Below are 26058 nucleotides of genomic sequence, written 5' to 3'. Positions count from 1 at the left end.
AACATTGGGTCTGAGGTGACTCGAGCCTCCACCGAGCGTTCGAAGGTTCCCAGCGTCGGGAGGCTGGGACTTGTGGATGCGCGGGCCGCATCACTGCTCGAAGAGCTGGGTTGGACCACCGAGACGCAGGTCCCGCTGTTGTGGTCGTTGTCGAGGTCGCCCGACGCCGACGCCGCACTGCTCACCCTGATCCGGCTGCACGAGGAAATGGGCGCCGACTGGGCGGCGCTGGATCGGGAGCTCGGCGCCGACACCGCGCTGCGGGGGCGGCTGCTGTCGGTGATCGGGTCTTCGTTGGCGCTCGGCGATCACCTGGTAGCGCATCCGGACCGCTGGCAGCTGCTGGTCGGGGATATCGAACTCGAGTCCAAAGAGGCTCTGCAAGAACGATTCCTGGCGGCCGTGGGTGCGGTTGGGGGACGCGCCTCGGTATCCGAGGGCACCGCGATCTCGGCGTTACGCGACGCCTATCGGGATCGGCTGCTGGTGCTTGCTGCACTCGATCTCGCGGCCACCGTCGAGAACGAACCGGTGTTGCCGTTCCCGGTGGTGGGCCAACACCTGTCGGATCTCGCCGATGCCGCCTTGACGGCGGCATTGGCTGTTGCGGTGTCGCTGGTGGTGCCGGACAGGCAGGACCCGCCCCGGCTCGCTGTCATCGCGATGGGCAAATGTGGTGCGCGCGAACTCAACTACGTCAGCGATGTCGACGTCATCTTTGTGGCCGAGGAGGCCGATTCACTGACCACCCGCGTCGCCGGGGAGATGATGCGCATCGGCTCCAGCACCTTCTTCGAGGTGGACGCGGCACTGCGCCCGGAGGGTAAAGCCGGGGCGCTGGTACGCACCCTGGATTCTCATGTGGCCTACTACCGGCGCTGGGCCAAGACCTGGGAGTTCCAGGCGCTGCTCAAGGCGCGACCCGCCGTCGGCGATGCCGAGCTGGGCAAGGCGTACATGGACGCCCTCATGCCGATGGTGTGGACCGCTTGCGAGCGTGAAGATTTCGTGTCCGAAGTGCAGGCCATGCGCCGCCGGGTGGAATCGCTGGTGCCGGCGGACCTGCGCGAGCGTGAGATCAAACTGGGCACCGGCGGGCTGCGTGACGTCGAATTCGCGGTGCAGCTGCTGCAGCTGGTGCACGGTCGGGCAGATGAGTCGCTGCACGTCGCCTCGACCATCGATGCCCTGTCCGCACTGAGCGCGGGCGGCTACATCGGGCGCGACGACAGTGCGAATCTGACTGCCTCGTACGAGTTCTTGAGGCTACTGGAGCACCGACTGCAGCTGCAGCGACTCAAGCGCACCCACACCCTGCCCGCACCGGAGGACACCGAGGCGATGCGCTGGCTGGCCCGGGCCGCCCACGTGCGCCCCGACGGGCAGAACGACGCGCTGGGGGTGCTGCGCGCCGAGATCAAGCGGCAGGCGGTGCGGGTGTCTCGCCTGCACACCAAGCTGTTCTACCAACCGCTACTGGAATCGGTCACCGAGTTCGACAAGGAAGCGCTGGGGCTGTCCAACGAGGCGGCGGTGCGCCAGCTCGCCGCCCTGGGTTACCAGCAGCCACAGCATGCCCTCAGTCACCTGTCCGCGCTGACCAAGGAGGGCGGGCGCCGCGGACGCATCCAAACAATCCTGCTACCAACACTTTTGGATTGGCTGGCGGATACTCCCGATCCGGACGCCGGACTGCTGGCCTATCGCCGGGTGAGCGAGGCGCTGGTCGACCAGACGTGGTACCTGCGCACGCTGCGCGACGAGGGAGCGGTGGCCAAGCGACTCATGCAGATACTGGGCACTTCCGCCTATGTGCCGGACCTCATCATGCGTGCGCCCGAGGTGATCCAGCTGTACGCCGACGGGCCCAACGGTCCCAAGCTTCTTGAGGCAGAACCTGTCTCGGTGGCCGGAGCGCTCATCGCGTCCTCGGCGCGGCATGCGGATCCCGAGCGTGCGATCGGGGCGGCACGATCATTGCGGCGCCGGGAGTTGGCGCGGGTGGCCTCGTCAGATCTGTTGGGTCTGCTGGATGTGGTTGATGTCTGCGGCGCGCTGACCTCGGTGTGGGTGGCGGTGCTGCAGGCGGCCCTGGATGCCCTGATCAAGGGGAGTGTTCCCGAGGAGGAAGAGGCTCCCGCGAGCATCGCCGTCATCGGGATGGGCCGGCTGGGCGGCGGCGAGCTGGGCTATGGATCCGATGCCGACGTGCTGTACGTGTGCGAGGCGCGCGGTGCCGCCACCGACGATGAGGCAGTCCGTTGGTCGGCGACGATCGCCGAGAATCTGGGCAAGCTGCTGGGTGCTCCGAGCACCGATCCGCCGCTGCAGGTCGACACCGGGCTGCGTCCGGAGGGGCGCAATGGGCCGATGGTGCGCACCCTGGCGGCCTACGAGACCTATTACAGGCAGTGGGCGCAGCCGTGGGAGGTGCAGGCGCTGTTGCGTGCGCACAGCGTCGCCGGCGATGCCGACCTGGGTCTGCGGTTCCTGCACCTGATCGACAAGACGCGGTACCCGGCCGGTGGCATCGCCCTGGATGCGGTGCGCGAGATCCGCCGGATCAAGGCGCGGGTGGATGCCGAGCGGTTGCCTCGCGGCGCCGACCCGAATACCAACACCAAACTGGGCCGCGGCGGGCTGGCCGACGTGGAATGGACCGTGCAGCTGCTGCAGCTGCGCTACGCCCACGAACATCCGTCCCTGCACAGCACCTCGACACTGCAGACCCTGCACGCCGCGGCAGAGGCGGGGCTCATCGAGGCTGAGGATGCCGAGCTGCTGCGCCAGGCGTGGCTGACCGCCACCAACGCGCGTAACGCGCTGGTGCTGGCACGCGGTAAGCCCACCGACCAACTGCCCGGCCCCGGGCGGCTGCTCAATACCGTGGCCGCGGCCGCGGGCTGGCCGGACACCGATGGCGGCGAGTTTCTGGACAACTATCTGCGGGTGACCAGGCGCGCCAAAGCGGTCGTTCAGCGCGTCTTTGGGGAGTAGCTTCTTGCGGGTCACGATCCCTTTCCGCGGATCTCAGTCCTTCGAGGAGTGGCTATGAAGTACACATCGATCGTCGTGGGTCTCGGTGTTGTCGCCGGTGCTCTCGGTATGGCGGCGCCCGCCGCGGCGAAGCCGGGCGACTGCACCGTCTCCGAGGAGGCACGGCTCGATGCGGTGGAGGCGACCAAGCGCGCGGAGTACCTGGAACGCCATCCCGACGTCAACGCGGGGATCAGTGGTGCCCTCAAGAGCACCCCCGGCGACGGCGGTGCTAAGCATGAGGCCGTGCAGGCCTATCTCACGGCGAATCCAGCGGCCAGGGCGGACCTGGACGCGATCCGTCAGCCCGTGCAGGACTTCAAGAACCGCTGCTGGCCCGACGGCTAGGTGCTGGCCGAACGTCACGAATGTAATTTTCGCCGCGCTTCTCATGGTTTCTTAACGTTCGGGCCATCACCGTCCAACCAACACTCGATAGCGTCCCGGACGAGTCGGCACGTCGTCGGCTGTAACGCTGAACAAGGAGTACTCCATGAAGTTCACCTCTGCTGTACTCAGCGGTGTCGTTGGTGCCGGCGCGGTCGCCAGCGCCCTGGCCTTCTCGGGTGCCGCTGGCGCAGCTCCCGGCCAGTGCACTGCCGCCGAGTTCGCCCGGACCCACTCGACCGTGTCGAGCCAGGTCGCGAGCTACCTGGACAAGAACCCGACGATCAACGACGGCATCACCAAGGCCGCCAAGGGCGCGCCCGAGGGCGAGCGCCGTGAAGCCATCAAGACCTACCTCGATGGTCAGCCCGCCGCCAAGGCCGAGCTCGACAAGATCCGTCAGCCGCTGACGAGCCTGAAGAACAGCTGTGGCGCGGACACCGATGACGCGGCCCCGGCCGCTCCCGCCGGACTGGTGGGCCAGCCCGCTGCGCCTGTCACCGAGAATGCCCCCGCTGAGCAGCCGCAGCAGCCGTGGAACCCCTTCGCGCCGCAGCAGCAGCCGGCTCAGGAGGTCGCGGAAACCGCCAACATGCAGCCGGCCGCGCCGGCCAAGCCGGCATCGCCTGCCGTCACCGCGGTGATCGATCAGCAGGACGTCTAACAACACACTTAGACGGGCGGCCTAGCCTTAAGCAGCAATGACTCAGGAAACCCCCGCTCGTCACAAGGTGTTGATGGTCGATGACGACCCGGACGTTCGGAACTCGGTAGCCCGCGGGCTACGTCATTCGGGTTTCGACGTCCGGGTCGCTGTCGATGGCCGGGATGCGCTTACCCAGCTCGCGGCCGACGAACCCGACGCCCTGGTGCTTGATGTGCAGATGCCCGAGCTGGACGGGGTGGCGGTGGTTACCGCACTGCGGGCCCTGGGTAACGACATTCCCATCTGCGTCCTCAGCGCACGCGACACCGTCAACGACCGGATCGCCGGCCTGGAGGCCGGCGCCGATGACTATCTGACCAAACCCTTCGATCTCGGCGAGCTGGTGGCGCGCCTGCGCGCCCTGCTGCGCCGTCGTGGCGCCGGTGGCGGCGGTCTGGCCGCCTCCGCCATCACCGTCGGGCAGATCACCGTGGACGTATCTCGCAGGCTGGTCTTCGCCAGCGGAGAACGCGTCGAGCTGAGTAAGCGCGAGTTCGATCTGCTGGTGGTGCTGGCCGAAAACACCGGTGTGGTGCTCAGCCGCACCCGGCTGCTGGAACTGGTGTGGGGGTACGACTTTGACGTCGAGACCAATGTCGCCGACGTCTTTGTGAGCTATCTGCGCCGCAAACTGGAAACCGGAGGTGCCCCCCGTGTCATCCACACCGTCAGAGGTGTGGGGTACGTGATGAGGGAAGAGCCGTGAAACGCTCACTCTCCCTGCGCACCAGGGTCGCGGTAGCGGCCTTCCTGGCTGCCGGTCTGGTTGTTGCCCTGATCGGCATTGTCGCTGGTATCGCGTTGGTGCGCAACGATACTCAACAGCTGGACCGCCGGCTCGACGTTGTCGTCGATGCGGTACAGGCCACCACCCGGCACGGGGACACCACGTTTGTGCTCACCGTCCGGGACTCCACAAGCGGTGGCCTGGTGATCTTCCGGGGCGTCGAGCTGCCGAGGCTGCCGCTGGGAACCGAGAACGTCAACGTCGGCGGTGTCACCTACCGCGTCCGGACTATCGAGAACCCCGAAGAGCAGACCGTGCTCTCGCTGGGAACCCGGGCGGACGCGGTACTGGTGAACCACCGCGGAATTCCGGTGTTCATCGCCCTTGGCGTGCTCTCGATGCTGCTGGCCGGCGGCTTCGCGTGGCTGTTCGCCGGGCGGGCGGTGCGGCCACTGCGTCAGCTCACCGAGCAGACCCGTCAGCTCGATACCGACGGCCTGCAGGTCGCCGCGGTGCGCGGTGCCCGGGAGTCCGAAGAACTTGCCGACGCCCTGACCGCCATGCTCGGCCGGGTCTCGGCGGCGCAGTCCGATACCACCAAATCGCTTCTGGCGGCCCGCGATTTCGCCGCCAGTGCCGCCCACGAGCTGCGCACCCCGCTCACCGCGATGCGCGCAGACCTGGACACCTTGCGCGCACATGACCTCTCGCATGAGGAACATTCCGAGGTGATCGGCGACCTGCAGCGCGCGCAACGGCGTGTCGAGGCCACCATTACGGCACTGGGGCAGCTGGCCTCGGGAGACCTCGCCCGGCGTGAGGACCGTGAACTGGTGGGCATCGCCGACCTGCTGGACCGGGTGGCAGCGGATGCGCTGATGCACCGTGCCGCCACGCCGGAGATCACCGTCAACTCCGACGACTGCGGCGTGGTGCTGGGCTGGCCGGATGGGCTGCGGCTGGCCGTTGACAACCTGGTGCGCAACGCCATCAACCATGGCGATGCCAAACACGTTGTGCTTTCCGCCAATCGGGCCGATAACCGGTTGGTCATCGAGGTCGACGACGACGGCACCGGGCTACCCGAGGCCGATCGGCAACGGGTGCTCGGTCGGTTTGAGCGTGGACCCGGCGCCAAGCCCGGCGGGCTGGGATTGGGTCTGGCGCTTGTGGCGCAGCAGGCCGCGTTGCACGGGGGAGACGTGGTGCTGTCGGCCAGCCCGCTGGGCGGTCTGCGGGCGACGCTGACGATCTTGGCCGAATAAGACCTGCTCGTCAGTTCTTGCGGGACCCGTACTTGTCGAGCCAGTCGCGGGCTTCCCCGGGCAGGTGCCCGGAAGCCTCTGCGGTCTTGCACCAACGCCGCACCATTTTGACCATGTTGGCGGGGTTGTAGGCGTCCTCCTGTTGCGACCACAGCCCGCCCCCGGCGTAGTGCAGCACGGTCAGGTTCGGCTCGCCCCAATGCTGGCCGTCACCGGGATCGCTCATCACGTTGTCGATTTCGCAGACCACCCAACCCTTTTCGGGGTCGAAGACGGTCCAGGTGGCAGGCAGGCTGGGCATGTGGTTGCCGGGGAACTCCGCCATGACCGCGGTGATGTACTGCCGGATGGCCTCCTTGCCGCGCAGGCGACCCACCACGTGTTCGATGTAGAGGGCGTCTTCGGTGTACATCTCGGCATAGGGATTCCAGTCGCCGGTTTCGATGCAGCGATGGACGGTGGCCTGGTGTTGCGCGAATGCGTCCTCGAGTTCGGCGCGGCTAAACGATGGCATGGCTAAGAGAGTGCCATAGGGTACCGTCCCTGAGGTGCGAGGATGGAGCGCCGTGGGGGCATTGGGTTGGCTGCTGAGCATCGTCGCCATGCTGGCTATCGCGTCCCGGTGGGTGCGGTCAAGCTGGTCGCCCCTGATCGGGCTGACGGCCGGCTTTCCGGTCACGTGCCTGCTGATGATCCTGGGGCTGTTGCTGTTCCTCGCGGTGCGACAGTGGTGGGGTGTGTTGACGGCGACCGTCGTGATCGCGTTGCAGGTGCTTGCTCTGGCACCGCTGTACCTGCCCGACAGCCACCCGCAGGGGACAACCGTCACGGTGTTGCAGGCGAACCTGCGTTTCGGTGTCGGTGATGCCGGGGCAGTGGTGGCCGCGATTCACGAGCACGATGTGGGCGTGGTAACCGTTGACGAGCTCACACCGGAAGCCCGGACGAAACTCGTTGCCGCGGGAATTGATTCGGTGCTTCCGTATTCGTACACCATCGCCGAACCGAAGGCGGCAGGCACCGGAATCTGGAGTCGATACCCGTTGACCCCGGTGCATCAGGACGACCAGAGCTTTGCCATGCGGCAGATCTGGGCGGAGGCCGAGATCCCCGGAGTGGGGCCGGTCATGCTCGTCGCGGTGCACACCCGCCCGCCGGAGAAGGACATGAGTTCACCGGGCTGGCTCACCGAGCTGGACACCCTTGGCCGTCAGTTACAGGCCCTGCGCCCCGATGTGAAAGTGATTGTCGGCGGCGACTTTAACGCGACCTACGACCACTTCGTGTTCCGGCAGATCCTTACCGGCGGTTTCGCCGACGCGGTGGATCAGGCCGGGGCCGGCTGGCTGCCGACCTGGCGCGAGGGGCGCTGGTACACCAGGCTGATCGGGATCGACCACGTACTGACCCGAGGGGCGGCCGCTACCTCGGTGAGTACTCAGGAGATCTACGGCACCGACCACCGGGCGCTCATCGCCACGGTGGTGGTGCCTAGCTCTTCTTGAGCGCCGCGTCGACGGAGAGCGATCCGCCGCCGGTGAACACCAAGAGGAAAAAGCCCCAGCAGAACAGGGCCGCCAGCTCGCCGTTGTTCTCGATGGGAAGTAGCCCGGCGGACTGGTGCTGGGTGAAGTAGGCGACCGCCATCGTGCCCGAACCGATGAAGGCCGCTATCCGAGTTCCGGCGCCGAACAGAATCGCGACGCCGGCGAGGAACTCGACGGCACCTGCCCACCAGCCCACTGACCACGACTCAACCGGGGGTATCGAAGCCAGGTCGGGCCAGCGGAACAGGATGGCGGTGCCGTGGACGGTGAACAGGAATCCGAAGACGATCCGGAACAACGACAGGACAACGGGCGTGGCGCCGTCGAGCTTGGCGACTGAGCTGGAGGTGCTGGAGGAGGCCATGGCCAGGATGCTAAAACAATTCGCGCGTAACGACTTAGCGCTTAGCGCGGGTAATGATTCGGTCGAGGGACAGCGACCCGCCGCCGGTGAACACCAGTAGCAGGAAGATCCAGCTGTAGAGGGCGGCGGCCTCCCCGTTGTTCTGGATCGGCAGCAGCCCCTCGGGCTGGTGCTGGGTGAAGTAGGCGACTGCCATCGCGCCCGAGGACACGAGCGCGGAGAATCTGGTGCCGAGCCCAAGGATGATCGCCGCTCCGCCAAGGAATTCGATGATGCCGGCCCACCAGGGCAGGGTGCCGACGGGTTGCAGGAACGAGGCGAGTGGCCAACCGAACAGGTGGGAGGTGCCGTGCAGGAAGAAGAGGAACCCGACCACGATCCGGAATGCCGACAGGGCGACCGGTGTCAGACCGGTGAGCTTGTTTTCGATATCAGCGAGAGCCATGCGTCTAACAATAGGACCATAGTCCGCTTTATTCCTGCCTAGGCGTCGGCGACCGGGTTCACCAGCGTCTCTACCGCGAGAAGGCCGCTTCTCGAGCTATCCCCGTACCGCAAAAATGACAAGGCCCCCGGGAAGATCCCGGGGGCCTTGATGATGTGCGGATTACACGGCTCTACACATCAAAGTAGAGAGCTACCTCGTACGGGTGAGGACGGATGTTGATCGGCTCGATCTCGTTCTCGCGCTTGAACGCGATCCAGGTCTCGATCAGATCGGAGGTGAAAACGCCACCCTCGGTGAGGTACTCGTGATCCTTCTCAAGGTTGTCGATCACAGTGGCCAGGTTGGTCGGGGCCTGCGGAATGTTGGCGGCCTCCTCCGGAGGCAGCTCGTACAGGTCCTTGTCGACGGGCGCCAACGGCTCGATCTTGTTCTTGATGCCGTCGATACCGGCCATCAGCATCGCCGCGAACGCCAGGTACGGGTTACCCGAGCTGTCCGGGCAGCGGAACTCGAGGCGCTTGGCCTTCGGGTTGTTACCGGTGATCGGGATGCGCACGCACGCCGACCGGTTGCGCTGGCTGTAGACCAGGTTGATCGGGGCCTCGTAGCCCGGCACCAGCCGCTTGTAGGAGTTCACCGTCGGGTTGGTGAACGCCAGCAGTGACGGGGCGTGGTGCAGGATGCCGCCGATGTAGTGGCGGGCCACATCCGAGAGCCCGGCGTACCCGGCCTCGTCGTGGAACAGCGGCTTGCCGTCCTTCCACAGGGACATGTGGGCGTGCATGCCCGATCCGTTGTCACCGAACAGCGGCTTGGGCATGAAGGTGACCGTCTTGCCGTTGGCCCATGCGGTGTTCTTGATGATGTATTTGAACAACAGCACGTCGTCGGCCGCGGCCAGCAGGGTGTTGAACTTGTAGTTGATCTCGGCCTGCCCGCCGGTGCCCACCTCGTGGTGACCGCGCTCCAGGGTGAATCCGGCGTTGATCAGGTTGGTGGTCATCTCGTCGCGCAGGTCGACGAAGTGGTCGTACGGGGCGACGGGGAAGTAGCCACCCTTGGGGCGCACCTTGTAGCCGCGGTTCGGGCTGCCGTCCTCCTCGTAAGGCTCGCCGGTGTTCCACCAGCCGGCCTCCGAGTCGATCTCGTAGAAGGTGCCGTTGATCTTCGAGTCGAAGCTGACCGAGTCGAAGATGTAGAACTCGGCCTCGGCGCCGAAGTAACAGGTGTCGGCGATACCGGTGCTGGTGAGGTACTGCTCGGCCTTGCGGGCCACGTTGCGCGGGTCACGCGAGTAGGCCTCGCGGGTGAACGGGTCATGCACGAAGAAGTTGACGTTCAGCGTCTTGGCGGCGCGGAACGGGTCGATCTTGGCCGTCGAGATATCAGGCAGCAGGAGCATGTCGGATTCGTGGATCGACTGGAATCCGCGCACAGAGGACCCGTCGAAGCCGAGACCGTCTTCGAAGACGCTGGCATCGAAAGCAGATGCGGGGATGGAGAAGTGCTGCACGACGCCCGGCAGGTCACAGAACCTGACGTCCACGTACTCGACCTTCTCGTCGGCAATGAACTTGAATACCTCGTCGGGGCTACTGAACGCCATGCTTCTCCTTGTTTTTTCCTCTTGGGTCCACTAAAACCATGACCGCGCGACTGAACCTATGAAGCTGGTGTTGCCCGCCGGTCAACCATATGTTGCGCGGATGTTACGCGTAACCGTGAATTGGTTGGCCTTTACGCTGTGAGTATGGCGCGAGACCTGGGTTCATGGTTGTCGGGGCTTGGTTCGGTGCAGGGCGCGGGCAACTCTCGGTATCCCGGAGAGCAGCTCGGCCTGCCCGAGATCGGTCCCGGATCAGCGGCACCGATGGCGCGGCGGCTGCTGGCACTGCTGCTCGACTGGCTCATCGCCGGCGGTCTGGCCTTGCTGTTCGTCAAGGGAAATCTTCTGTCGCCCACGCTGTCCTCGGCGCAGCTGCTGACCTGGCTCGTCATCGGTGTGGTGGCGGTGCGGCTGTGGCGGTTTACCCCAGGCCAGTACCTGGCGGGTGTGCAGATAGCGCCCGCCGATGGAACCAGCTCGGTGGGCATTGGCCGCGCGTTTGTCAGGAATCTGCTGATTGCCGTGATTGTGCCGCCGCTCATCACCGATATCGACGGCCGCGGTCTGCATGACCGGGTGACCCGCACCGTCGTGATTCGTTCCCGCTAGATGGTGCTGCTCGCCGTCTGTTTGGCGGTGTTCATGCTGCTGCTTGACATGACGATCGTGTCGAGTGCGCTGGCGGACCTCCAGTCGTCGTTGGGGGCCGACCTCGCCGATCTGCAATGGGTCATCGATGCCTATGCGTTGCCGATGGCGGGGCTGTTGCTCACCGCGGCCACCCTCGGCGATCGTCTGGGCCGTCGACGGCTCTATCTGCTGGGCATGGTGCTGTTCACCGCGGCCTCGCTGGGCTGCGCGCTCTCGAGCAGTGCACCCTTGCTGATCGGGGTGCGCGCCGCGCAGGGCATCGGCGGGGCGATCCTGCTGGCGGTATCGCTGCCGATCATTGCCGCGCAGTACCCGCTGGAGCGCCGCGGCGCCCCCATCGCGATCTACGGCGCGGTGATGGGTGCGGGCAGCGCCGCCGGTCCGCTGCTGGGCGGGTTCCTCGTCACACATTTCGGGTGGCAGTCGATTTTCCTGGTCAACCTGCCGGTGGGTGTGATCGCGCTGGTGATTGCCGTGCGCCACCTCCCGGAGACCCGCGCCGACGAGCTGCGGCCTGTCGACTGGGTAGGCACGATGCTGCTCACCTCCGGGCTGGTTACCGGTGTCTTCTCGGTGATCTCGCTGCACGACGGGGGAATTGGGGCCACGACGTCCGGTTCACTGGCGGTCGGTGCCGTGCTGGCTCTGGTGCTGTTCTTTTGGTGGGAGGGCCGTGCGCCGGCACCCATGCTGAGCCTGCGGCTGGTCACCTCGCCCGGTTTCGCCGGGGTGTGGGTTGCCGCGGCCGCGGCCTCCGGCACGCTCATCGCAGCCACCAACTATCTGGCCTTGTACTTCATGAATACCCTGGGTTACAACGCTTTTGAGATGGGGCTGCGTGCCGGTCCGCTGACGCTCGCGACCATCGCGGGGGCGCCGTTGGGGATTCTGGTGGGCCGGCGGCTGCCCACCATGATCACCATTCCCGGCGGCGTGGCGCTGGTGGCGATCGGATTATGGGCCGCGACGGGGGCCCACGCCGATACGGTCTGGACCCACTTCATTTTCGGCTCCACGCTGGCCGGGCTGGGGCTGGGTGCGCTCTCGGCGATGACATCCGATGCTGCACTGCGGTTCGTGCCGTTGGACGACGCCGGGATGGCGACCGGGTCGGTGAGCACGGGCCGTCAGATCGGCATCCTTCTGGGGGTGGCGAGCATGGGCGTGGCGTTCGGGCATGCCGCCGCCGGTCAGACCGGGGCCAGGGCCGCAGGCGCCGCGGGCATCGACAGCGTGCTGACGCTGGGGGCCCTCGCGGCGGCCTGCGCGGCGCTCGTTTCGCTGATTCTGCTTGCTGTGGCTACGATGAGTCGCTCGCACGATCCGGCCACCGGAGAGTCGCTAGCTATCTAGCCATCGGTGATCGCGCCTGCCTGTACGGATGCCCACGGGTATTTGTGCATTGCGGTGGTGAGCCGTAGACAGAGGGAGTAGCTTTCGATCATGGAGAGCGCGGCGGTTCTCATCGCAGCGCCCGGTGTCGGTTCCGATCGGGGGACGGACGCGAACCCGCGGCCACGGTACAGCATTGTCCTGTCGTCTGATCCGGCTGAAGTTGAAGCCGCACAACGGCTTCGGTATCAGGCGTTCGCCGACGAAATGGGGGCGCCGTTGCCGCATGCCGTTCGCGGGCCGATCACGGGCGAGATGATCGATCTGGACAAGCTGGATCCCTACTGCGATCACCTATTGGCTCGCGACGAGGACACCGGAGCCATCATCGGCTGTTGCCGGCTGCTCCCGCCGGAGGGATACCAGGCGGCGGGGGAGACGTTCACCGACTCGATGTTCGATGCGTCCGCGCTGGACCCGCTGCGGCCCAAACTGGTTGAGATCGGCCGAGTTACCGTCGCGCCCGAACATCGCAACGGTGCGGTCATGGGGATCTTGTGGGCCGGAATTTTCCGGTACCAGCAGATGACCGAGCATCAGTATGCGATTGGCTGTCTGTCGGTCCGGATGGAAGACGGTGGGCCACGAGGATCGTTGGTGCGCTCGGTGCATGATTTCGCGCAACGGTTCGCCGCCCCCGACGAGTATCGGGTAGTACCGCGCCACCCGGTCGTTGTCGACGGTGTGCCGCTGGAGGAAATCCCGCCCCAGGAAAAGGCGAAGATCCCACCGCTGCTGCACGGATGCCTGCGCATCGGCGGACGGATCTGCGGACCGCCTTCCTTTGACCCGGAGTTCGACATGGCGGACTTCTTGGTACTGGTCACCAAGGACACTGCGCGGCAACGTTATTTAGAGCGTCTGGAGCGGTCCCTTGCCCTCGGATAGCCATGCGTGTTGCGATGTGCTCGGGGTCGGATTCGGGCCATCGAACCTTGCGCTCGCGATAGCGCTCGCCGAGCATCCGCACCGGGCATCGGCGAAGTTCGTCGACACTCAGGCTCAATTCGGGTGGCATCGCGGCATGCTCATCCCGGGGGCGCGGATGCAGGTCGCTTTTCTCAAAGATCTTGTTACCCTGCGTAATCCCAAGAGCGACTACACCTTTGTCAACTATTTGACGGAGCGTGGGCGGCTGCCGGACTTCATCAACCAGCAGAGTTTCTTTCCGACCAGGGAAGAGTTCCACGATTACTTGGATTGGGCGCAGCAGGCGCTCGGGGCCGATGTCAGCTACTCCTCGCGTCTGATCGGAATTCAGGCGGCCTCCGACGGATTCCAGGTGCGGCTGCAGGACACCACCGGGCGGTCGCCGGATCGCTTGATGCATGCGCGGGCGCTGGTTCTGGGCTGTGGAACGTTCCCGGCGATGCCGTCCGGAATCAATCCCACTGCGCGGCAATGGCATAGCAGCCAGCTGTTGACCAGGCTCGACGCGTTGGCAGGCTCACCCGCTCGCGTCGCGGTGGTGGGTGCCGGGCAAAGTGCCGCAGAGGCGGTGGCGTACCTGCATAACAGGTATCCCGATGCCCAGGTGCATGCCATTTTTGCCCGCTACGGATACAGTCCGGCCGACGACAGTCCCTACGCGAACAGGATTTTCGATCCGGCCGCGGTGGACGACTTCTACAGCGCGCCCGCCGAGGTGCGCCGCCAGCTGGTCGACTATCACCGCGACACTAACTACGCCGCGGTCGATTCCCCATTGATCGCCGATCTGTATGACCGTGAGTACCGGGAACGGGTCAACGGGCAGCGGCGACTGTGGATGCACAACGCCTCGAAAATCGCTGCCGTCGACGAGGCTCCGGAACGGGTGCGCCTCGCCGTGACGCATCTGCCGACATCCTCGACCGAGCTGCTCGACTGCGATTTGGTGGTGTACGCCACCGGATACCGGCCTCTGGACGTGAGAGCCTTCCTGGGGGCGCTGGCCTCGTGTTACGAGTTCGATGCGGATGGCCTGCCGGTTGTCGAACGCGATTACCGGCTACGGGCGCGGGCGGATGCCCCGGGGGACATCTACCTCAACGGATCGGTGGAGCACAGTCACGGACTGTCTTCCTCGTTGCTGTCCAATGTCGCGGTGCGGGCCGGAGAGATCGTGGATTCGCTGGCCACCGCGGCGGAGACCCGCGACGCCGTGGCATCTTTCAAGACCGGGTAGACGAACCGCTCGATCATCTCCGATTCCAGCGCTGGATCTGCCGAGGGCCAGAACAGAAATGCCATCACCACGCGTGAAATCCATTGCACGGCAGTCTCATCAGCAAGACCGGTGAACGTAGAGGCCGAACGCGGGATCTCGGAGGACGGGGTCAGGTGGGACCCGAGCGAGGCCGGAGACATCGTCGCGACCATCGCACTGACGACGGGATCGTTGCGGATGGCGGTCAACGACGCGGTGATGGCGGTGACCGCACGCCGCCGCGCATCCGCGGATTCGACCGCCCGCTGAATATCTGAGGTGACGCTCGCGATGTTTCGGGCCAACACGGCATCGACAATCGCCGTCTTGCCGCCGATGTGCCGATACACCGTCGCGCGGGAGCACCCCGCCTCGCGGGCCACCGCATCGAGGTTCAGCCGGTCCAGCCCGTGGCGCGCGATCTGCTTGGCCGCGACCGACACGATGCGATCAGCGGCCGCGCGATGACGTCCACCCTTGTGCAACCAGTCCGAATACGGTGACATTGCTTCCCGAATCTATCTCAATATGAGACAGAATTCTCGACAATTCTCACTATGTGCGCAGGTGGAACGGGCGCCGTGAGACGTCGTGGATCATGTCCCTGAACAGGGACTTCTCAGTTTCGTGAATGCCTTGACGTGCGGTTTTCCGGTCTGTCAGCCTCGTAGGTGATGAGCACCGTGGAATTGTTCGACCCGCAGGTCCTGGAGGATCCCTATCCGTTCTATCGGAGGCTGCGCGAGACGGCGCCGGTATGGCCCGTCGGCGATTCTGGCTTCTACTTCGTCTCACGCTGGGATCTCGTCGTGGAGGCCACCGAGCGCACCGGGGACTTCTCGTCCAACCTCACCGCCGCGCTCATGAGATCCGAGGACTCCGAGTCCGGCCCGACGGTTGCCGTGATGGGGCCGGTCGCCGACCCCACCCATGTCCTGGCCACCGGCGACGATCCGGTCCATCATGCGCATCGCAAACTGGTGCTGCCGACATTGGTCGCCAAGCGGATCACCGCGCTGGAACCCGTCATGGCCGCGACGGGGACGCGGTTGTGGGAACGCGGAGTCGACGGCGACGGCATCGACTGGATGGCCGCGATGGGCGATGCGTTGCCGATGACCATGGTGGCCCGGCTGATCGGCCTGCCCGATGAGGATGTGCCGCAACTGGTGCAGTGGGGTTACTCCAGCACCGAGATGCTCGGCGGGCTCAACACCGCGCAGCGGCAGGCCCAGGTCGTCAAGGACACCATGTATCTGATCCTCTACCTGCGTGAACACCTGGAGAAGGAGCTGGCCGCGCCCGGGGAGGACCTGCTTGGATACCTGGCACAGGCGTGTAACCGGGGAGATATCTCCTTAGATATCGGCGTGATGATCCTGGTGCAGTTGGTCGGCGCCGGTGGTGAGTCCACCGCGGGATTGATGGGTAACGCGGTGCGTATCCTCGGCGAGAATCCCGAGCTGCAGCGGCGCATTCGAGACGACCGTGCGCTGTTGCCGACCTTCCTGGAAGAGGCCCTTCGGCTGGAGTCGCCGTTCCGCGGGCATCACCGTCACGTCGTGGCAGACACCTCGCTCGGCGGGGTCGAGCTGCCCGCGGGCAGCCACCTCACCCTGATGTGGGGCGCGGCCAACCGCGATCCGGCGATCTTCGAGGACCCCGACGCCCTGCGCCTCGACCGGCCAAGTCCCCGCAGTCACATCACCTTTGGCAAGGGACTGCACTTCTGCGTGGGGGCGGCGCTGGCGCGTTTGGAGGCGCGTACCGCGATCAACCTGTTGCTTGATCGGACACACGAATTCACGATCAAACCCGGCGGTGCCCAGTGGGTTCCGAGCATCATGGTGCGTCGGCACCACACGCTGGAGCTGGAGCTCAGCCTGGGAGCTACCGGCGCCTGATGGTGCGCTGCATCCCGCCGCGTGCCTTCGCCTGACCACCAGGCATCGGGCCCTTCGGCATGGCCGCGGCGCGTGAACCCAGCGCCGACAGCCGGGACTCCAGGGAGTCCATCTGCTTGGCGGTGATGTTGGCGGGAAGCTTGGTGAGGTGGCGCTCCAGCTTGGACAGCGGCACCTGACCGTCCTCGTTGCCGACGATGACGTCGTAGATCGGTGTATCGCCGACGACGCGAGCGGTGCGCTTCTTCTCCTGAGCCAAGAGCGGGCCCAGTCGGCCGGGAGCACCTTCTGCGACGAAGATGACGCCGGGCCGGCCGATGACCCGGTGCACGACGTCGAGCTGCGTCGTACCCGCGACTGCGGTGGTGACCCGCCATTTTCCGCGCATGTTGTCCAGCGCCCAGCCCGCGGCACCCTTCTGGCCCTCGGCCTTGGTGAACACCGATTTCTGCACGCGCCGGCCGAAGATGATGAACGCCACCAGCAGGCCGAGCACCACGCCCAGGATCGGGAACATGAACACGCTGATCCCGCCCGCGAAGTACCCGGCGACCGCGAACGCCGCCACGATCAGTACGGAAGCGCCGATCATGTACGGCAGGAGACGCTTGTCTTCCTTGCGCTGAATCTGGAAGGCCTGCCACATCTGGGCGCGGCGCGCCTTTGATTCGGCCTTACGGCGCGCCTTTACCTCGGCCTTGGCGGCCTTGGCCTCGGCGGGATTCAGTGATTTAGGCATGTACCGAGTCTAAGTCTCAGCGCGCGATGAGATTCACTGCCTCCTGGGCAGCCGACCCGGCCGACGCCAGGTGCTCCAGCTCGGCGGGCAGCGGGCGTCCATGGTGAGCCATCGCCTGCGCGTACAGCCGCCCCGCCCGGTACGAGGAACGCACCAGCGGCCCGGCCATCACACCGGCGAAGCCCAGACCCTCCGCAAAATCCGAAAGTTCCACGAATTCTTGCGGTTTGACCCAGCGATCAACCGGATGGTGTCGCGGCGAGGGCCGCAGATACTGGGTGATGGTAATGATGTCGCAGCCCGCCTCGTGCAGCGCGACAAGTGCCTCGCGAATCTCGTCGTTGGTCTCGCCCATGCCGAGAATCAGGTTGCTCTTGGTCACCAGCTGCGCCTCACGCGCGGCGGTGATCACCGACAGGCTTCGCTCATAGCTGAACGCGGGCCGGATACGGCGGAACACTCGCGGCACCGTCTCCAGGTTGTGCGCGAGCACCTCGGGCCGCGATGCGAACACCTCGTCGAGCTGCTCGGGGACGGCGTTGAAGTCCGGGATGAGCAGCTCCACACCCGTGGCCGGATTGAGCTCCTTGATGTACCGCACGGTTTCGGCGTACAGCCAGGCGCCGCCGTCGGGCAGGTCGTCCCGCGCCACCCCGGTGACTGTCGAGTACCGCAGGCCCATGGTGTGCACGCTCTCGGCCACCCGCCGAGGCTCGTCTCGGTCCAGGTCAGCGGGCTTGCCGGTGTCGATCTGGCAGAAATCGCAGCGACGGGTGCACTGCTCGCCGCCGATGAGGAAGGTGGCCTCGCGGTCTTCCCAGCATTCGAAGATGTTGGGGCATCCGGCTTCCTCGCACACGGTGTGCAGACCGCCCGTGCGCACCAGCGCCTTGAGTTCCTTGTACTCGGGGCCCATCTTGGCGCGGGTGCGGATCCAGTCCGGCTTGCGTTCGATGGGGGTTTGGGCGTTGCGAACTTCCAGTCGCAGCAGCTTGCGGGGTTCGGTCATGCTCCGACCGCCCCGACTGCCAGCCGTCCTTCTAGTGCGTCGAGCACCGAGGTAATCACCTGGTCATGTATCTCGTCGATGGTGACGTCCCGGTCCAGTTCGGCGGACAGGGTCGTCACACCGGCGTCGCTGATGCCGCAGGCCACGATCGGCAGGTACGCGTCCAGGCTGTTATTGCAGTTGAGGGAGAAGCCGTGCATGGTGACGCCGCGCTGCACGCGGACCCCGATCGCGGCGATCTTGCGTTCGGGCTTCCCGCCGCCCGCGGCCAGCCACACGCCGGAGCGGCCATCGACGCGCTTGGTCTGCACGCCCAGCTGTGCGCACACCGCGATGATCGATTCTTCTAGGCGCCGAACGTAGTTCACCACGTCGATGGGCTCGGCCAATCGCACGATCGGGTAGCCGACCAGCTGACCCGGCCCGTGCCAGGTGATTTTGCCGCCGCGGTCGGTGTCGATGACGGGTGCGCCGTTGATCGGCCGTTCCTGCGCCTCGGTGCGCCGGCCGGCGGTGTACACCGCCGGATGCTGCAGGGTCAGCAGTGTGTCGGGTCCGCCAGCGACGCGCGCCTCGACGAGGTCGCGCTGCAGCCCCCAGGCCGCCTCATAGTCGATCACGCCCAGATCCTGTACGACGACGGGATCTGCGCTGGATCGGATGGATCCATGAGTGCGGTGCACGGGTTCCATTATCTCACTTCATTGGTCGACTGTTGTTGGCGTAGGCCAGCGCCTCGCCGATGGTGTGGTGCTCGAACTCGAATCCGTGCCGTTCCAGGACGGCGGGGATGACCCGCATGCTGCGGGTCAGTTCGGCATCGGCGAACTCGCCGAAGATGGCGCGCAGCGCGAATTGGGGTGCCACGAGCAGGGTGGGGCGATGCAGCGTCCGGGCCAGGGCTGCGGTGAACTCCGCATTGGTCACCGGTGCGGGCCCGGTCAGGTTGACCGGGCCCGAGAGCGCCGATTCGGTCAACGCGAACTCGAGGGCACGGATCTGGTCTTCGAGGCTGATCCAGGGCATGTACCAGCGCCCGTTGCCCAGCCGCGCACCCAGGCCGAGGGAGAACAACGGGCGTGACCTGCCGAAGAGCCCGCCGGCGGGGGACAGCACCAGGCCGGTGCGGACGATTACCACCCGGGTTCCGGCTTGCGCGGCCTCCTCGGTCGCTCCCTCCCAGTCGACGCACACGCGAGCGAGGAAACCGTCACCGCTGGATGCGGTTTCGTCGATGACGCGGTCTCCGCTGTCGCCGTAGTAGCCGACCGCGGAGGCATTGATCAACACCGGTATGCCGACATCGGCGACAGCACCGGCCAGCACCTCGGTAGGGATGACGCGGCTGTCGTAGATCTCCTGCTTGTAGGCGCCCGACCACCGCTTGTCGCCGACGCCGACGCCACACATGTTGACGACGGCATCGGCCCCGTCCAGAGCGCCTGGTTCTATCTGCCCGCTCGCCGGATCCCAGCGCTGTTCATCGGGGCCCATCGGGTCGCGGCGAACCAGTCGGACCACGGTGTGGTCTGCGGCACGCAGTGACGCGACAAGCGCAGACCCGATCACCCCCGAGGAGCCGGCGATGACGATGCGCATGAGCTACAGACCCAGGTCCGCCTCGAAAGCCCCCTCTTCCAGGCGATGTTTGATCGTGGTGAGGAACCGCCCCGCGTCGGCTCCGTCGATCAGGCGGTGATCGTAGGTCAGTGGCAGGTAGCAGATCGACCGGATGCCAATCGACTCGTTGCCCGCGTCGTCACGGATAACCCTGGGACGCTTCACGATTGCACCAGTGCCGAGCATGGCGGCCTGCGGCGGCACCAGGATCGGGGTATCGAACAGCGCACCTTGGCTGCCGATGTTGGTGATGGTGAAGGTGCCGCCGGCGAGCTCGTCGGGCTTGAGGTTCCCCGAACGTGCGCGACCGGCGATATCGGCGATGGCACGGGCCAGCCCGGCCAGCGACAGGTCACCGGCATTGTGGATCACCGGAGACAGCAGCCCCTGATCGGTGTCGACCGCGATACCCAGGTGCTCGGCGTCGAAGTAGGTGATCTCCTTGGTGTCTTCGTTGTAGCTCGCGTTGACGTTCGGGTGCGCCTTGAGCGCCTCGACCGCGGCCTTGGCGAAGAAGGGCAGGAAGGTCAGGTTGACGCCCTCGCGCTCGGTGAAGGTGGCCTTGGCGCGAGCACGCAGAGCCGTGATCTTGGTGACATCGACCTCGTGGGTCTGCGTCAGCTGTGCGGTCTGCTGCAGCGACTCGCGCGTCTTCTTGGCGGTCAGCTGGCGAATCCGGTTGGCCTTCTGCGTGGTTCCACGCAGGTGTGCCAGCGCAGCCGGAGCTGCCGGAGCCGATGGCGCAGGCGCCGCGGGAGCAGCTGCCGCCGGGGCGGGAGCTTTGGCGGCTTCGGCGGCGGCCAGGACGTCCTGCTTACGGATGCGTCCGCCCACACCGCTGCCGGTCAGCGCGGACAGGTCCACGTTGTTCTCGGCGGCGAGCTTGCGCACCAGCGGCGTGACGTACGGGTTATCGCTTGCGCCGTCGACGGCGACGGGCGCCGGCGCGGCAGGAGCGGGTGCCGGAGCTGCCGCGGGAGCAGGAGGTGCGGCAGGAGCGGGTGCCGGAGCTGCCGCGGGAGCAGGAGGTGCGGCAGGAGCGGGTGCCGGAGCTGCCGCGGGAGCAGGAGGTGCGGCAGGAGCGGGTGCCGGAGCTGCGGCGGGAGCAGCACCAGCGGCCCCGACAACGGCGAGTTCGCCACCCACGGCGACGGTGTCGTCCTCATTGGCCGAGATGCTCAGCAGCACACCGGCGACCGGGGACGGAATCTCCGTGTCGACCTTGTCCGTGGATACCTCGACGAGCGGCTCATCCACCCCGACCTCGTCGCCGACCTTCTTGAGCCAGCGGGTCACGGTGCCCTCGGTGACAGACTCACCGAGCTCGGGCATCGTGACCGAGGTGCCGGGGCCCGCCGGAGGGGCGGCGGCCGCGGGTGCCGGAGCGGCAGCTGGTGCCGGTGTCGGCGCCGGTGCAGGTTCCGGAGCGGGCGCGGCCGGCGCGGCCGCGGGCGCTGCCTCTGCCGGGGCAGACGCTGCTTCTCCAGCCTCGCTGATCACACCCAATTCGCCACCGATCTCGACGGTGTCGTCCTCACGGGCGCTGATCTTGGTCAGCACACCCGAAGTGGGAGCGGGGATCTCGGTGTCCACCTTGTCGGTGGAGACCTCGAGCAATGGCTCGTCGACTTGGACCGTGTCGCCCTCTTGCTTGAGCCACCGTGTCACCGTCCCTTCGGTCACGCTCTCACCGAGGGCGGGCATCTGGACGGAGAAGGCCATGGTTTCCACTCCTGAAAAGGTTCCGATAGCGGCGCACACAATGTGGACATATCTGGCTTACCACAGCGACGTGGCCAGCGGGTCAATCCTGTCACTGAGTGGAACGGCGCGCCTGCCCGGGTCCAAGATCGAAGGGTGAGTGTGCGCACAGTCGTCTGCGTCATCAAGCCCGGCAGCCGCAAGGGGCCCGCTGTCGAGGTTGCCGACGACGGCGCGTTGACCCTCTTTGTGCGGGAGCCGGCGATCGACGGCAAAGCCAACAAGGCTGCCGTCGCGTTGCTTGCCGAGTATTTGGACGTGCCGAAATCGACGGTGCGGCTCGTTGCCGGGCAGACCAGCAGACTGAAGCGATTCTCGGTCGGATGACAGCACGATCTCAGGATTAGCTGGCACCATGGGCGAATGGCATGGATCGACGCCTTTCGAAGCAAACGCGGGGGGCGGACCACACAGGGCACGAATGACGACGTGCGCTACCTCGCGGCCTGGGCGGCGGCGCGCACCGGCGTGGAGGCCTACGTCGAACCGCAAACCAACTTCTCCGACGTCACCGTGATTCTCATCGCGGGTGATGGTGAGTGGACTCGCCGCCGCGTCGGCGGGGTAGCGGGCGCGCGGCGAATCTCCGAGAGACTCAAGATCCCCGTGTACGACGTACATCGCACCGGGTACCCGCAACGCAAACGTGATTACGACGCCCGGCAGCGAATCCTCAAGCGCCGCGCGGCCGAGGAAGGCGCCTAGCGGCGCTTACCCGTTCTCGACGATGTCTTCCAGCACCCCGAAGATGGTCCGCACCGGCACACCGGTGCCGCCCTTGGAGATGTAGCCCCACGGTCCGCCGGTGTTGAACGCCGGGCCCGCGACGTCGATATGTGCCCATTGCACGCCGTCGGCGACGAACTCGCGCAGGTACAATCCGGCCGCCAGCATGCCGCCGTTGCGGTGATTGGTGACGTTCGCCAGGTCGGCCACCCGGGACTTGAGATCGTCGCGCAGTTCCTCGGGGAGCGGCATGGCCCAGCCGTTCTCGCCCACGGACTGCGAGATCGACGACACCCGGTCCCGGAACTCGTCGGTGCCCATCACGCCGGGGGTGCGCGTACCCAGCGCCACCACCTGCGCACCGGTCAGCGTTGCGGTGTCGATCAGGTAATCGGGCTCGTCCTGGCAGGCCCGCACGATCGCGTCAGCGAGGATCAGGCGGCCCTCGGCGTCGGTGTTGATCACCTCGACGGTGGTGCCGTCGAGATGGGTCAACACGTCACCGGGACGCTGCGCCGTCGAGGACGGCATGTTCTCGGCCATGGGTACCGTCGCGATCACGTCGATCGGCAACTGCCGGCGGGCCGCCAGCAGGGTGACCGCGATAACCGCTGCCGCCCCACCCATATCGGAGGTCATGTTCTCCATACCGCCGGCCGGCTTGATTGAGATGCCGCCCGTGTCGAAGGTGATGCCCTTGCCCACCAGAGCGACCGTCTTGGCTTTCTTTCCCTTCGCGCCGCGATAGGTCAATCGCACCAGACGCGGCTGGCGCGAGGAGCCCTTGCCCACTCCCACGACACCGCCGTAGCCGCCCTTGGCCAGTTCCTTCTCGTCGAGGACCTCGACCTCGATACCCTCGGCCGTCGCCAACGTTTTTGCGCGCTTGGCGAATTCGGCCGGGAACAGGTGGCTGGGCGGAGTATTCACCAGATCGCGGGCAATCACGACAGCAGCGGCGACGGCGGCACCGCGCTCCATGGCGTCCTTCTGCGCGCGCCCCTTGTCGCCGACGAGCAACGTAACCTTCTGCAGCCCGGCATCCTTCGGTGCCGTCTTGGCGCTGCGGAATTCCGCGAAGCGGTACCCGCCCAGCACAAGCCCCTGCACGGTGGCGTCGACATCCTGCGCGGACAGCGTGGTCACCAGGGTTTCTACGCTGTCGAGTGACCGTGCGGCGACTCCGGCGGCGCGACGGATGGACTCGGCGGTGTCGGCCTTGCCCAGTCCTACCGCGAGCACACTGGCCACCGGCAGCCCGTCCACGACCACCCGGGTGAGCTGCTCGGCCGAGCCAGTTGCCCCGACTGCCTTGAGCGCGGCCTCGATGGACTTGACGGCCGCCTTGTCCAGCAGCTGGGCGTCGACCACCTTGGGGCCCTTGTCGGATTCCTTCTCGCTGGGGCGCACGCCCACGAGCAGCACTGCCGCGGAGACCCCGCGCTGCGGAATGGATGTGGCCAGGGTGAACGAAGGTGCCGTGTATGCGCTCATAGGCTCACAGCCTAGTGAAAGCGAATGATGCGCCAATTAGGGTGAACGCCATGACGGATCTGTTACTCGGCCCACTTCACGATCGGCACGCCGCGCAGGGCGCCACCTTCGCTGAATTCGGGGGCTGGAACATGCCGGTGTCATACGCCGGCACAGTGGGGGAGCACACCGCTACCCGCGAGGCTGTCGGCCTGTTCGACGTGAGCCACCTGGGTAAGGCGCTGGTGCGCGGACCGGGCGCCGCAGCCTTCATCAATACGTGCTTTACCAACGATCTCAACAAGATTGGACCGGGCAAGGCCCAGTACACCTTGTGTTGCACTGAGACCGGGGGTGTCGTCGACGACCTCATCGCCTACTACGTCTCCGATGACGAGATCTTCCTGGTGCCCAATGCCGCCAACACGGCCGCGGTGGTGGCCGCTCTGCAGGAGAAGGCCCCCGAGGGCATCACCATCACCAACCAGCACCGCGACTACGCGGTGCTGGCCGTGCAGGGACCCAAGTCGGCGGATGTGCTGCAAGGGCTCGGACTGCCAACGGATATGGAATACATGGCCTACGCGGACGCGACGCTCGACGGTCTGCCAGTGCGCGTGTGCCGGACCGGCTACACCGGGGAACACGGCTACGAGCTGCTGCCGTCCTGGGACGCTGCCGGTGCGGTGTTCGATGCGCTGCTGCCGGCGATCACCGTTGCGGGCGGTCAGCTTGCCGGTCTGGGCGCACGCGACACGCTGCGCACCGAGATGGGTTATCCGCTGCACGGGCATGAGCTCTCCGCCGACATCAGCCCGGTCCAGGCCCGGGCCGGATGGGCCGTCGGCTGGAAGAAGGACGCGTTCTGGGGCCGTGATGCCCTCACTCAAGAGAAGGCGGAGGGTCCGCGCCGTACCCTGCGCGGCCTGCGAGCCACCGGCCGGGGCGTGTTGCGCCCCGATCTCACGGTGCTCTCGGGTGGCCAGTCGGTGGGGGTGACCACCTCGGGCACCTTCTCGCCGACCCTCAAGACCGGTATCGCTCTGGCCTTGCTGGACACCTCCGCTCAGATCGCCGACGGGGACACCGTCGCTGTCGACGTGCGTGGCCGGGAGATCGAATGCGAGGTCGTCAAGCCGCCGTTCGTGGACGTCAACGTCGGATAATGGGTTCGGATGTGGCGACATCGGACAGCTAGACTGCCGAGCATGAGTCCGCTCCCCGAGTTCACCCGGCAACTCAACCCGTCACCGGCCAGCCCGGCGCGTCGGGCTGAGGTACTGGCCGCGCCGGGCTTCGGGAAGTATTTCACCGACCACATGGTGTCCATCGACTGGAACACCGAAAACGGTTGGCACAATGCGCAAGTGGTGCCCTACGGCCCCATCACTCTTGACCCGTCCGCCATCGTGTTGCACTACGCGCAGGAGGTCTTCGAGGGGCTCAAGGCGTACCGTCAACCCGACGGGACCATCGCCGCGTTCCGGCCCGAGGCTAACGCCGAACGGATGATCCAGTCCTGCCGCCGCATCGCCATCCCCGAGCTGCCGCAAGAGCTGTTCGTCGAATCGCTGCGCCAGCTCATTGCCGTCGACGCGGACTGGGTGCCGCCGGGCGGCGGCGAGGAATCGCTGTATTTGCGGCCGTTCATCATCGCCACCGAGGCGGGCCTTGGGGTGCGGCCCGCCGCCGAATACCGATACCTGCTCATCGCCTCACCGGCAGGTGCGTACTTTTCGCAGGGCATCAAGCCGGTCAGCGTGTGGCTTTCGCATGAGTACGTGCGCGCCGCACCCGGCGGAATCGGCGCGGCCAAGACGGGTGGCAACTACGCCGCCTCGCTGGTCGCCCAGGCGCAGGCCGCCGACGAGGGCTGCGATCAGGTGGTGTGGCTCGATGCCATCGAGCGCCGGTACATCGAAGAAATGGGTGGCATGAACCTGTTCTTCGTGTTCGGTCGCGATGGCGAGGCTCGCCTGGTGACTCCCGAATTGTCGGGTTCACTGCTGCCCGGTGTCACCCGGAAGTCCTTGTTGCAGCTGGCCTCCGACGCCGGTTTCGCCATCGAGGAACGCAAGATCGATGTGGACGAGCTGGAGAAGAAGGCAGCCTCCGGCGAGATCACCGAGGTGTTCGCCTGCGGCACCGCGGCGGTCATCACGCCGGTTGGCCGTGTCAAGCACTCAAGTGGCGAGTTCACCATCGGTGATGGGGAACCGGGTGAGGTGACCATGGCGCTGCGCGACACGTTGACCGGAATTCAGCGCGGCACCTTCGCCGACACCCACGGCTGGATCACCAAGCTCGGTTAAGGCGCCGCCGCGCGTACGGGGCGGCGATAGGTCACCGTGTCGAAGGCGCGGCCGTATTCGTCGACGGCGGTGACGTCCATTTCGCTGCTGAAGGTTCCGGGGCGCACGTCGACACGAATGAACGCATAGTTGCGATAGCGCACCCGCGACCACGTGACCGCTTCGGCGTGCTTACTGCCGTCGGGCGCCCAGACATA

The 26058-nt window shown here is 66.2% G+C and carries 26 protein-coding genes and 2 pseudogenes; 16 read left to right on the top strand and 12 right to left on the bottom strand.

What is annotated here, in order from left to right:
* Positions 1-15 precede the first annotated feature (15 nt).
* From B4383_RS22615 to B4383_RS22595, 5 genes are all read left to right on the top strand, one after another.
* Positions 16-2997 (top strand): bifunctional [glutamine synthetase] adenylyltransferase/[glutamine synthetase]-adenylyl-L-tyrosine phosphorylase, encoded by a 2982-nt coding sequence (locus tag B4383_RS22615; protein ID WP_078291414.1) that lies wholly within the window; start codon positions 16-18, stop codon positions 2995-2997.
* A 48-nt stretch (positions 2998-3045) separates the two neighbouring features.
* Entirely contained in the window at positions 3046-3384 is a 339-nt protein-coding gene (locus B4383_RS22610; RefSeq protein WP_078291416.1) for a hemophore-related protein, read from the top strand.
* Between the two features lie 145 nt (positions 3385-3529).
* Positions 3530-4087, top strand: coding sequence for a hemophore-related protein (locus B4383_RS22605; RefSeq protein ID WP_078291418.1), 558 nt, complete (start codon positions 3530-3532; stop codon positions 4085-4087).
* Positions 4088-4154: 67 nt separating this feature from the next.
* Positions 4155-4835: a response regulator transcription factor gene (locus tag B4383_RS22600; protein ID WP_286143848.1), complete on the top strand. Its 681-nt coding sequence runs from the start codon at positions 4155-4157 to the stop codon at positions 4833-4835.
* On the top strand, positions 4832-6121 hold the full coding sequence (locus B4383_RS22595) for a HAMP domain-containing sensor histidine kinase (RefSeq protein WP_078291422.1): 1290 nt from the start codon (positions 4832-4834) through the stop codon (positions 6119-6121). Before B4383_RS22600 ends, B4383_RS22595 begins: the two co-directional genes overlap by 4 nt.
* Before the next feature lie 10 nt (positions 6122-6131).
* Here B4383_RS22595 and B4383_RS22590 read toward each other — a convergent pair whose 3' ends face one another.
* Entirely contained in the window at positions 6132-6635 is a 504-nt protein-coding gene (locus B4383_RS22590; RefSeq protein ID WP_078291424.1) for a nuclear transport factor 2 family protein, read from the bottom strand.
* A 52-nt stretch (positions 6636-6687) separates the two neighbouring features.
* Between B4383_RS22590 and B4383_RS22585 the strand changes: the two genes are divergently transcribed.
* Complete coding sequence (locus B4383_RS22585; RefSeq protein WP_078291427.1) at positions 6688-7626, top strand: endonuclease/exonuclease/phosphatase family protein; 939 nt, start codon at positions 6688-6690, stop codon at positions 7624-7626.
* Here the strand turns inward: B4383_RS22585 and B4383_RS22580 are convergent.
* The 3 genes from B4383_RS22580 to glnA all read right to left on the bottom strand — a co-directional run bounded on the left by B4383_RS22580 (position 7613) and on the right by glnA (position 10086).
* Positions 7613-8032: a DoxX family protein gene (locus B4383_RS22580; RefSeq protein ID WP_078291429.1), complete on the bottom strand. Its 420-nt coding sequence runs from the start codon at positions 8030-8032 to the stop codon at positions 7613-7615. The genes B4383_RS22585 and B4383_RS22580 overlap by 14 nt on opposite strands.
* Before the next feature lie 34 nt (positions 8033-8066).
* Positions 8067-8477: a DoxX family protein gene (locus B4383_RS22575; RefSeq protein WP_078291431.1), complete on the bottom strand. Its 411-nt coding sequence runs from the start codon at positions 8475-8477 to the stop codon at positions 8067-8069.
* Between the two features lie 172 nt (positions 8478-8649).
* Entirely contained in the window at positions 8650-10086 is a 1437-nt protein-coding gene (glnA, locus tag B4383_RS22570; protein WP_030095429.1) for a type I glutamate--ammonia ligase, read from the bottom strand.
* A gap of 144 nt (positions 10087-10230) precedes the next feature.
* Here glnA and B4383_RS22565 point away from each other — a divergent pair, with 144 nt between their 5' ends.
* From B4383_RS22565 to B4383_RS22550, 4 genes are all read left to right on the top strand, one after another.
* Positions 10231-10695 (top strand): RDD family protein, encoded by a 465-nt coding sequence (locus B4383_RS22565; RefSeq protein ID WP_078291433.1) that lies wholly within the window; start codon positions 10231-10233, stop codon positions 10693-10695.
* On the top strand, positions 10696-12090 hold the full coding sequence (locus tag B4383_RS22560; protein ID WP_078291435.1) for an MFS transporter: 1395 nt from the start codon (positions 10696-10698) through the stop codon (positions 12088-12090). It begins immediately after the preceding gene.
* A 90-nt stretch (positions 12091-12180) separates the two neighbouring features.
* Entirely contained in the window at positions 12181-13017 is an 837-nt protein-coding gene (locus tag B4383_RS22555; protein WP_078291437.1) for a GNAT family N-acyltransferase, read from the top strand.
* A gap of 16 nt (positions 13018-13033) precedes the next feature.
* Positions 13034-14296 carry a SidA/IucD/PvdA family monooxygenase gene (locus B4383_RS22550; RefSeq protein WP_078291439.1) on the top strand — a complete coding sequence of 421 codons (1263 nt, stop codon included), beginning with the start codon at positions 13034-13036 and terminating at the stop codon, positions 14294-14296.
* On the opposite strand, the gene B4383_RS22545 is transcribed toward B4383_RS22550, so the two are convergent.
* On the bottom strand, positions 14179-14763 hold the full coding sequence (locus B4383_RS22545) for a TetR/AcrR family transcriptional regulator (protein WP_353615634.1): 585 nt from the start codon (positions 14761-14763) through the stop codon (positions 14179-14181). The genes B4383_RS22550 and B4383_RS22545 overlap by 118 nt on opposite strands.
* Here B4383_RS22545 and B4383_RS27485 point away from each other — a divergent pair.
* Positions 14654-14902, top strand: a pseudogene (locus B4383_RS27485) (hypothetical protein). The gene B4383_RS22545 and the pseudogene B4383_RS27485 sit on opposite strands and share 110 nt — an antisense overlap.
* 89 nt (positions 14903-14991) lie before the next feature.
* A complete protein-coding gene (locus tag B4383_RS22540) occupies positions 14992-16221 on the top strand; it encodes a cytochrome P450 (protein WP_078291443.1) in 1230 nt (409 codons plus the stop codon).
* Here the strand turns inward: B4383_RS22540 and B4383_RS22535 are convergent.
* The 5 genes from B4383_RS22535 to sucB are packed head-to-tail and all read right to left on the bottom strand — an operon-like array spanning position 16208 to position 21311.
* Positions 16208-16960 carry a DUF4191 domain-containing protein gene (locus B4383_RS22535; protein WP_078291445.1) on the bottom strand — a complete coding sequence of 251 codons (753 nt, stop codon included), beginning with the start codon at positions 16958-16960 and terminating at the stop codon, positions 16208-16210. The genes B4383_RS22540 and B4383_RS22535 overlap by 14 nt on opposite strands.
* 16 nt (positions 16961-16976) lie before the next feature.
* Positions 16977-17969, bottom strand: a complete 993-nt coding sequence (lipA, locus tag B4383_RS22530) for a lipoyl synthase (RefSeq protein ID WP_078291447.1) — start codon at positions 17967-17969, stop codon at positions 16977-16979.
* Positions 17966-18661: a lipoyl(octanoyl) transferase LipB gene (lipB, locus tag B4383_RS22525; protein WP_078291449.1), complete on the bottom strand. Its 696-nt coding sequence runs from the start codon at positions 18659-18661 to the stop codon at positions 17966-17968. The genes lipA and lipB overlap by 4 nt, the downstream gene beginning before the upstream one ends.
* 4 nt (positions 18662-18665) lie before the next feature.
* Positions 18666-19568: a TIGR01777 family oxidoreductase gene (locus tag B4383_RS22520; RefSeq protein ID WP_078291451.1), complete on the bottom strand. Its 903-nt coding sequence runs from the start codon at positions 19566-19568 to the stop codon at positions 18666-18668.
* 3 nt (positions 19569-19571) lie between these two features.
* Entirely contained in the window at positions 19572-21311 is a 1740-nt protein-coding gene (gene sucB, locus B4383_RS22515; protein WP_078291626.1) for a 2-oxoglutarate dehydrogenase, E2 component, dihydrolipoamide succinyltransferase, read from the bottom strand.
* A gap of 135 nt (positions 21312-21446) precedes the next feature.
* Here sucB and B4383_RS22510 point away from each other — a divergent pair, with 135 nt between their 5' ends.
* The gene (locus B4383_RS22510) at positions 21447-21677 is read left to right on the top strand and encodes a DUF167 domain-containing protein (protein WP_078291452.1); all 231 of its coding nucleotides are present in this window, start codon (positions 21447-21449) and stop codon (positions 21675-21677) included.
* Between the two features lie 36 nt (positions 21678-21713).
* Positions 21714-22055 (top strand): oxidoreductase, encoded by a 342-nt coding sequence (locus B4383_RS22505; RefSeq protein ID WP_078291454.1) that lies wholly within the window; start codon positions 21714-21716, stop codon positions 22053-22055.
* A 6-nt stretch (positions 22056-22061) separates the two neighbouring features.
* On the opposite strand, the gene B4383_RS22500 is transcribed toward B4383_RS22505, so the two are convergent.
* On the bottom strand, positions 22062-23570 hold the full coding sequence (locus tag B4383_RS22500) for a leucyl aminopeptidase (RefSeq protein ID WP_078291456.1): 1509 nt from the start codon (positions 23568-23570) through the stop codon (positions 22062-22064).
* A gap of 50 nt (positions 23571-23620) precedes the next feature.
* Between B4383_RS22500 and gcvT the strand changes: the two genes are divergently transcribed.
* Both gcvT and B4383_RS22490 read left to right on the top strand, forming a co-directional pair.
* Positions 23621-24715, top strand: coding sequence for a glycine cleavage system aminomethyltransferase GcvT (gene gcvT / locus B4383_RS22495; protein WP_078291458.1), 1095 nt, complete (start codon positions 23621-23623; stop codon positions 24713-24715).
* A gap of 42 nt (positions 24716-24757) precedes the next feature.
* Positions 24758-25861, top strand: a complete 1104-nt coding sequence (locus tag B4383_RS22490; protein ID WP_078291460.1) for a branched-chain amino acid aminotransferase — start codon at positions 24758-24760, stop codon at positions 25859-25861.
* Here B4383_RS22490 and B4383_RS22485 read toward each other — a convergent pair.
* Positions 25858-26058: pseudogene (locus B4383_RS22485) on the bottom strand (phosphoesterase); the annotation flags it as partial. The gene B4383_RS22490 and the pseudogene B4383_RS22485 sit on opposite strands and share 4 nt — an antisense overlap.

The sequence above is a fragment of the Mycobacterium sp. D16R24 genome (assembly GCF_002013385.1).
In the GTDB taxonomy this organism is placed as follows: domain Bacteria; phylum Actinomycetota; class Actinomycetes; order Mycobacteriales; family Mycobacteriaceae; genus Mycobacterium.
Note: the sequence above shows the minus strand (reverse complement) of the source record. Positions and strands in the feature narration are given on the sequence as shown.

Coding starts and splice junctions, on each gene's coding strand:
- sucB (WP_078291626.1), bottom strand. CDS start 21,311: ATGGCCTTCTCCGTCCAGATGCCCGCCCTCGGTGAGAGCGTGACCGAA.
- B4383_RS22505 (WP_078291454.1), top strand. CDS start 21,714: ATGGCATGGATCGACGCCTTTCGAAGCAAACGCGGGGGGCGGACCACA.
- lipA (WP_078291447.1), bottom strand. CDS start 17,969: ATGACCGAACCCCGCAAGCTGCTGCGACTGGAAGTTCGCAACGCCCAA.
- B4383_RS22590 (WP_078291424.1), bottom strand. CDS start 6,635: ATGCCATCGTTTAGCCGCGCCGAACTCGAGGACGCATTCGCGCAACAC.
- lipB (WP_078291449.1), bottom strand. CDS start 18,661: ATGGAACCCGTGCACCGCACTCATGGATCCATCCGATCCAGCGCAGAT.
- B4383_RS22565 (WP_078291433.1), top strand. CDS start 10,231: ATGGCGCGAGACCTGGGTTCATGGTTGTCGGGGCTTGGTTCGGTGCAG.
- B4383_RS22520 (WP_078291451.1), bottom strand. CDS start 19,568: ATGCGCATCGTCATCGCCGGCTCCTCGGGGGTGATCGGGTCTGCGCTT.
- B4383_RS22560 (WP_078291435.1), top strand. CDS start 10,696: ATGGTGCTGCTCGCCGTCTGTTTGGCGGTGTTCATGCTGCTGCTTGAC.
- B4383_RS22605 (WP_078291418.1), top strand. CDS start 3,530: ATGAAGTTCACCTCTGCTGTACTCAGCGGTGTCGTTGGTGCCGGCGCG.
- gcvT (WP_078291458.1), top strand. CDS start 23,621: ATGACGGATCTGTTACTCGGCCCACTTCACGATCGGCACGCCGCGCAG.
- B4383_RS22490 (WP_078291460.1), top strand. CDS start 24,758: ATGAGTCCGCTCCCCGAGTTCACCCGGCAACTCAACCCGTCACCGGCC.
- glnA (WP_030095429.1), bottom strand. CDS start 10,086: ATGGCGTTCAGTAGCCCCGACGAGGTATTCAAGTTCATTGCCGACGAG.
- B4383_RS22540 (WP_078291443.1), top strand. CDS start 14,992: ATGAGCACCGTGGAATTGTTCGACCCGCAGGTCCTGGAGGATCCCTAT.
- B4383_RS22555 (WP_078291437.1), top strand. CDS start 12,181: ATGGAGAGCGCGGCGGTTCTCATCGCAGCGCCCGGTGTCGGTTCCGAT.
- B4383_RS22500 (WP_078291456.1), bottom strand. CDS start 23,570: ATGAGCGCATACACGGCACCTTCGTTCACCCTGGCCACATCCATTCCG.
- B4383_RS22580 (WP_078291429.1), bottom strand. CDS start 8,032: ATGGCCTCCTCCAGCACCTCCAGCTCAGTCGCCAAGCTCGACGGCGCC.
- B4383_RS22535 (WP_078291445.1), bottom strand. CDS start 16,960: ATGCCTAAATCACTGAATCCCGCCGAGGCCAAGGCCGCCAAGGCCGAG.
- B4383_RS22575 (WP_078291431.1), bottom strand. CDS start 8,477: ATGGCTCTCGCTGATATCGAAAACAAGCTCACCGGTCTGACACCGGTC.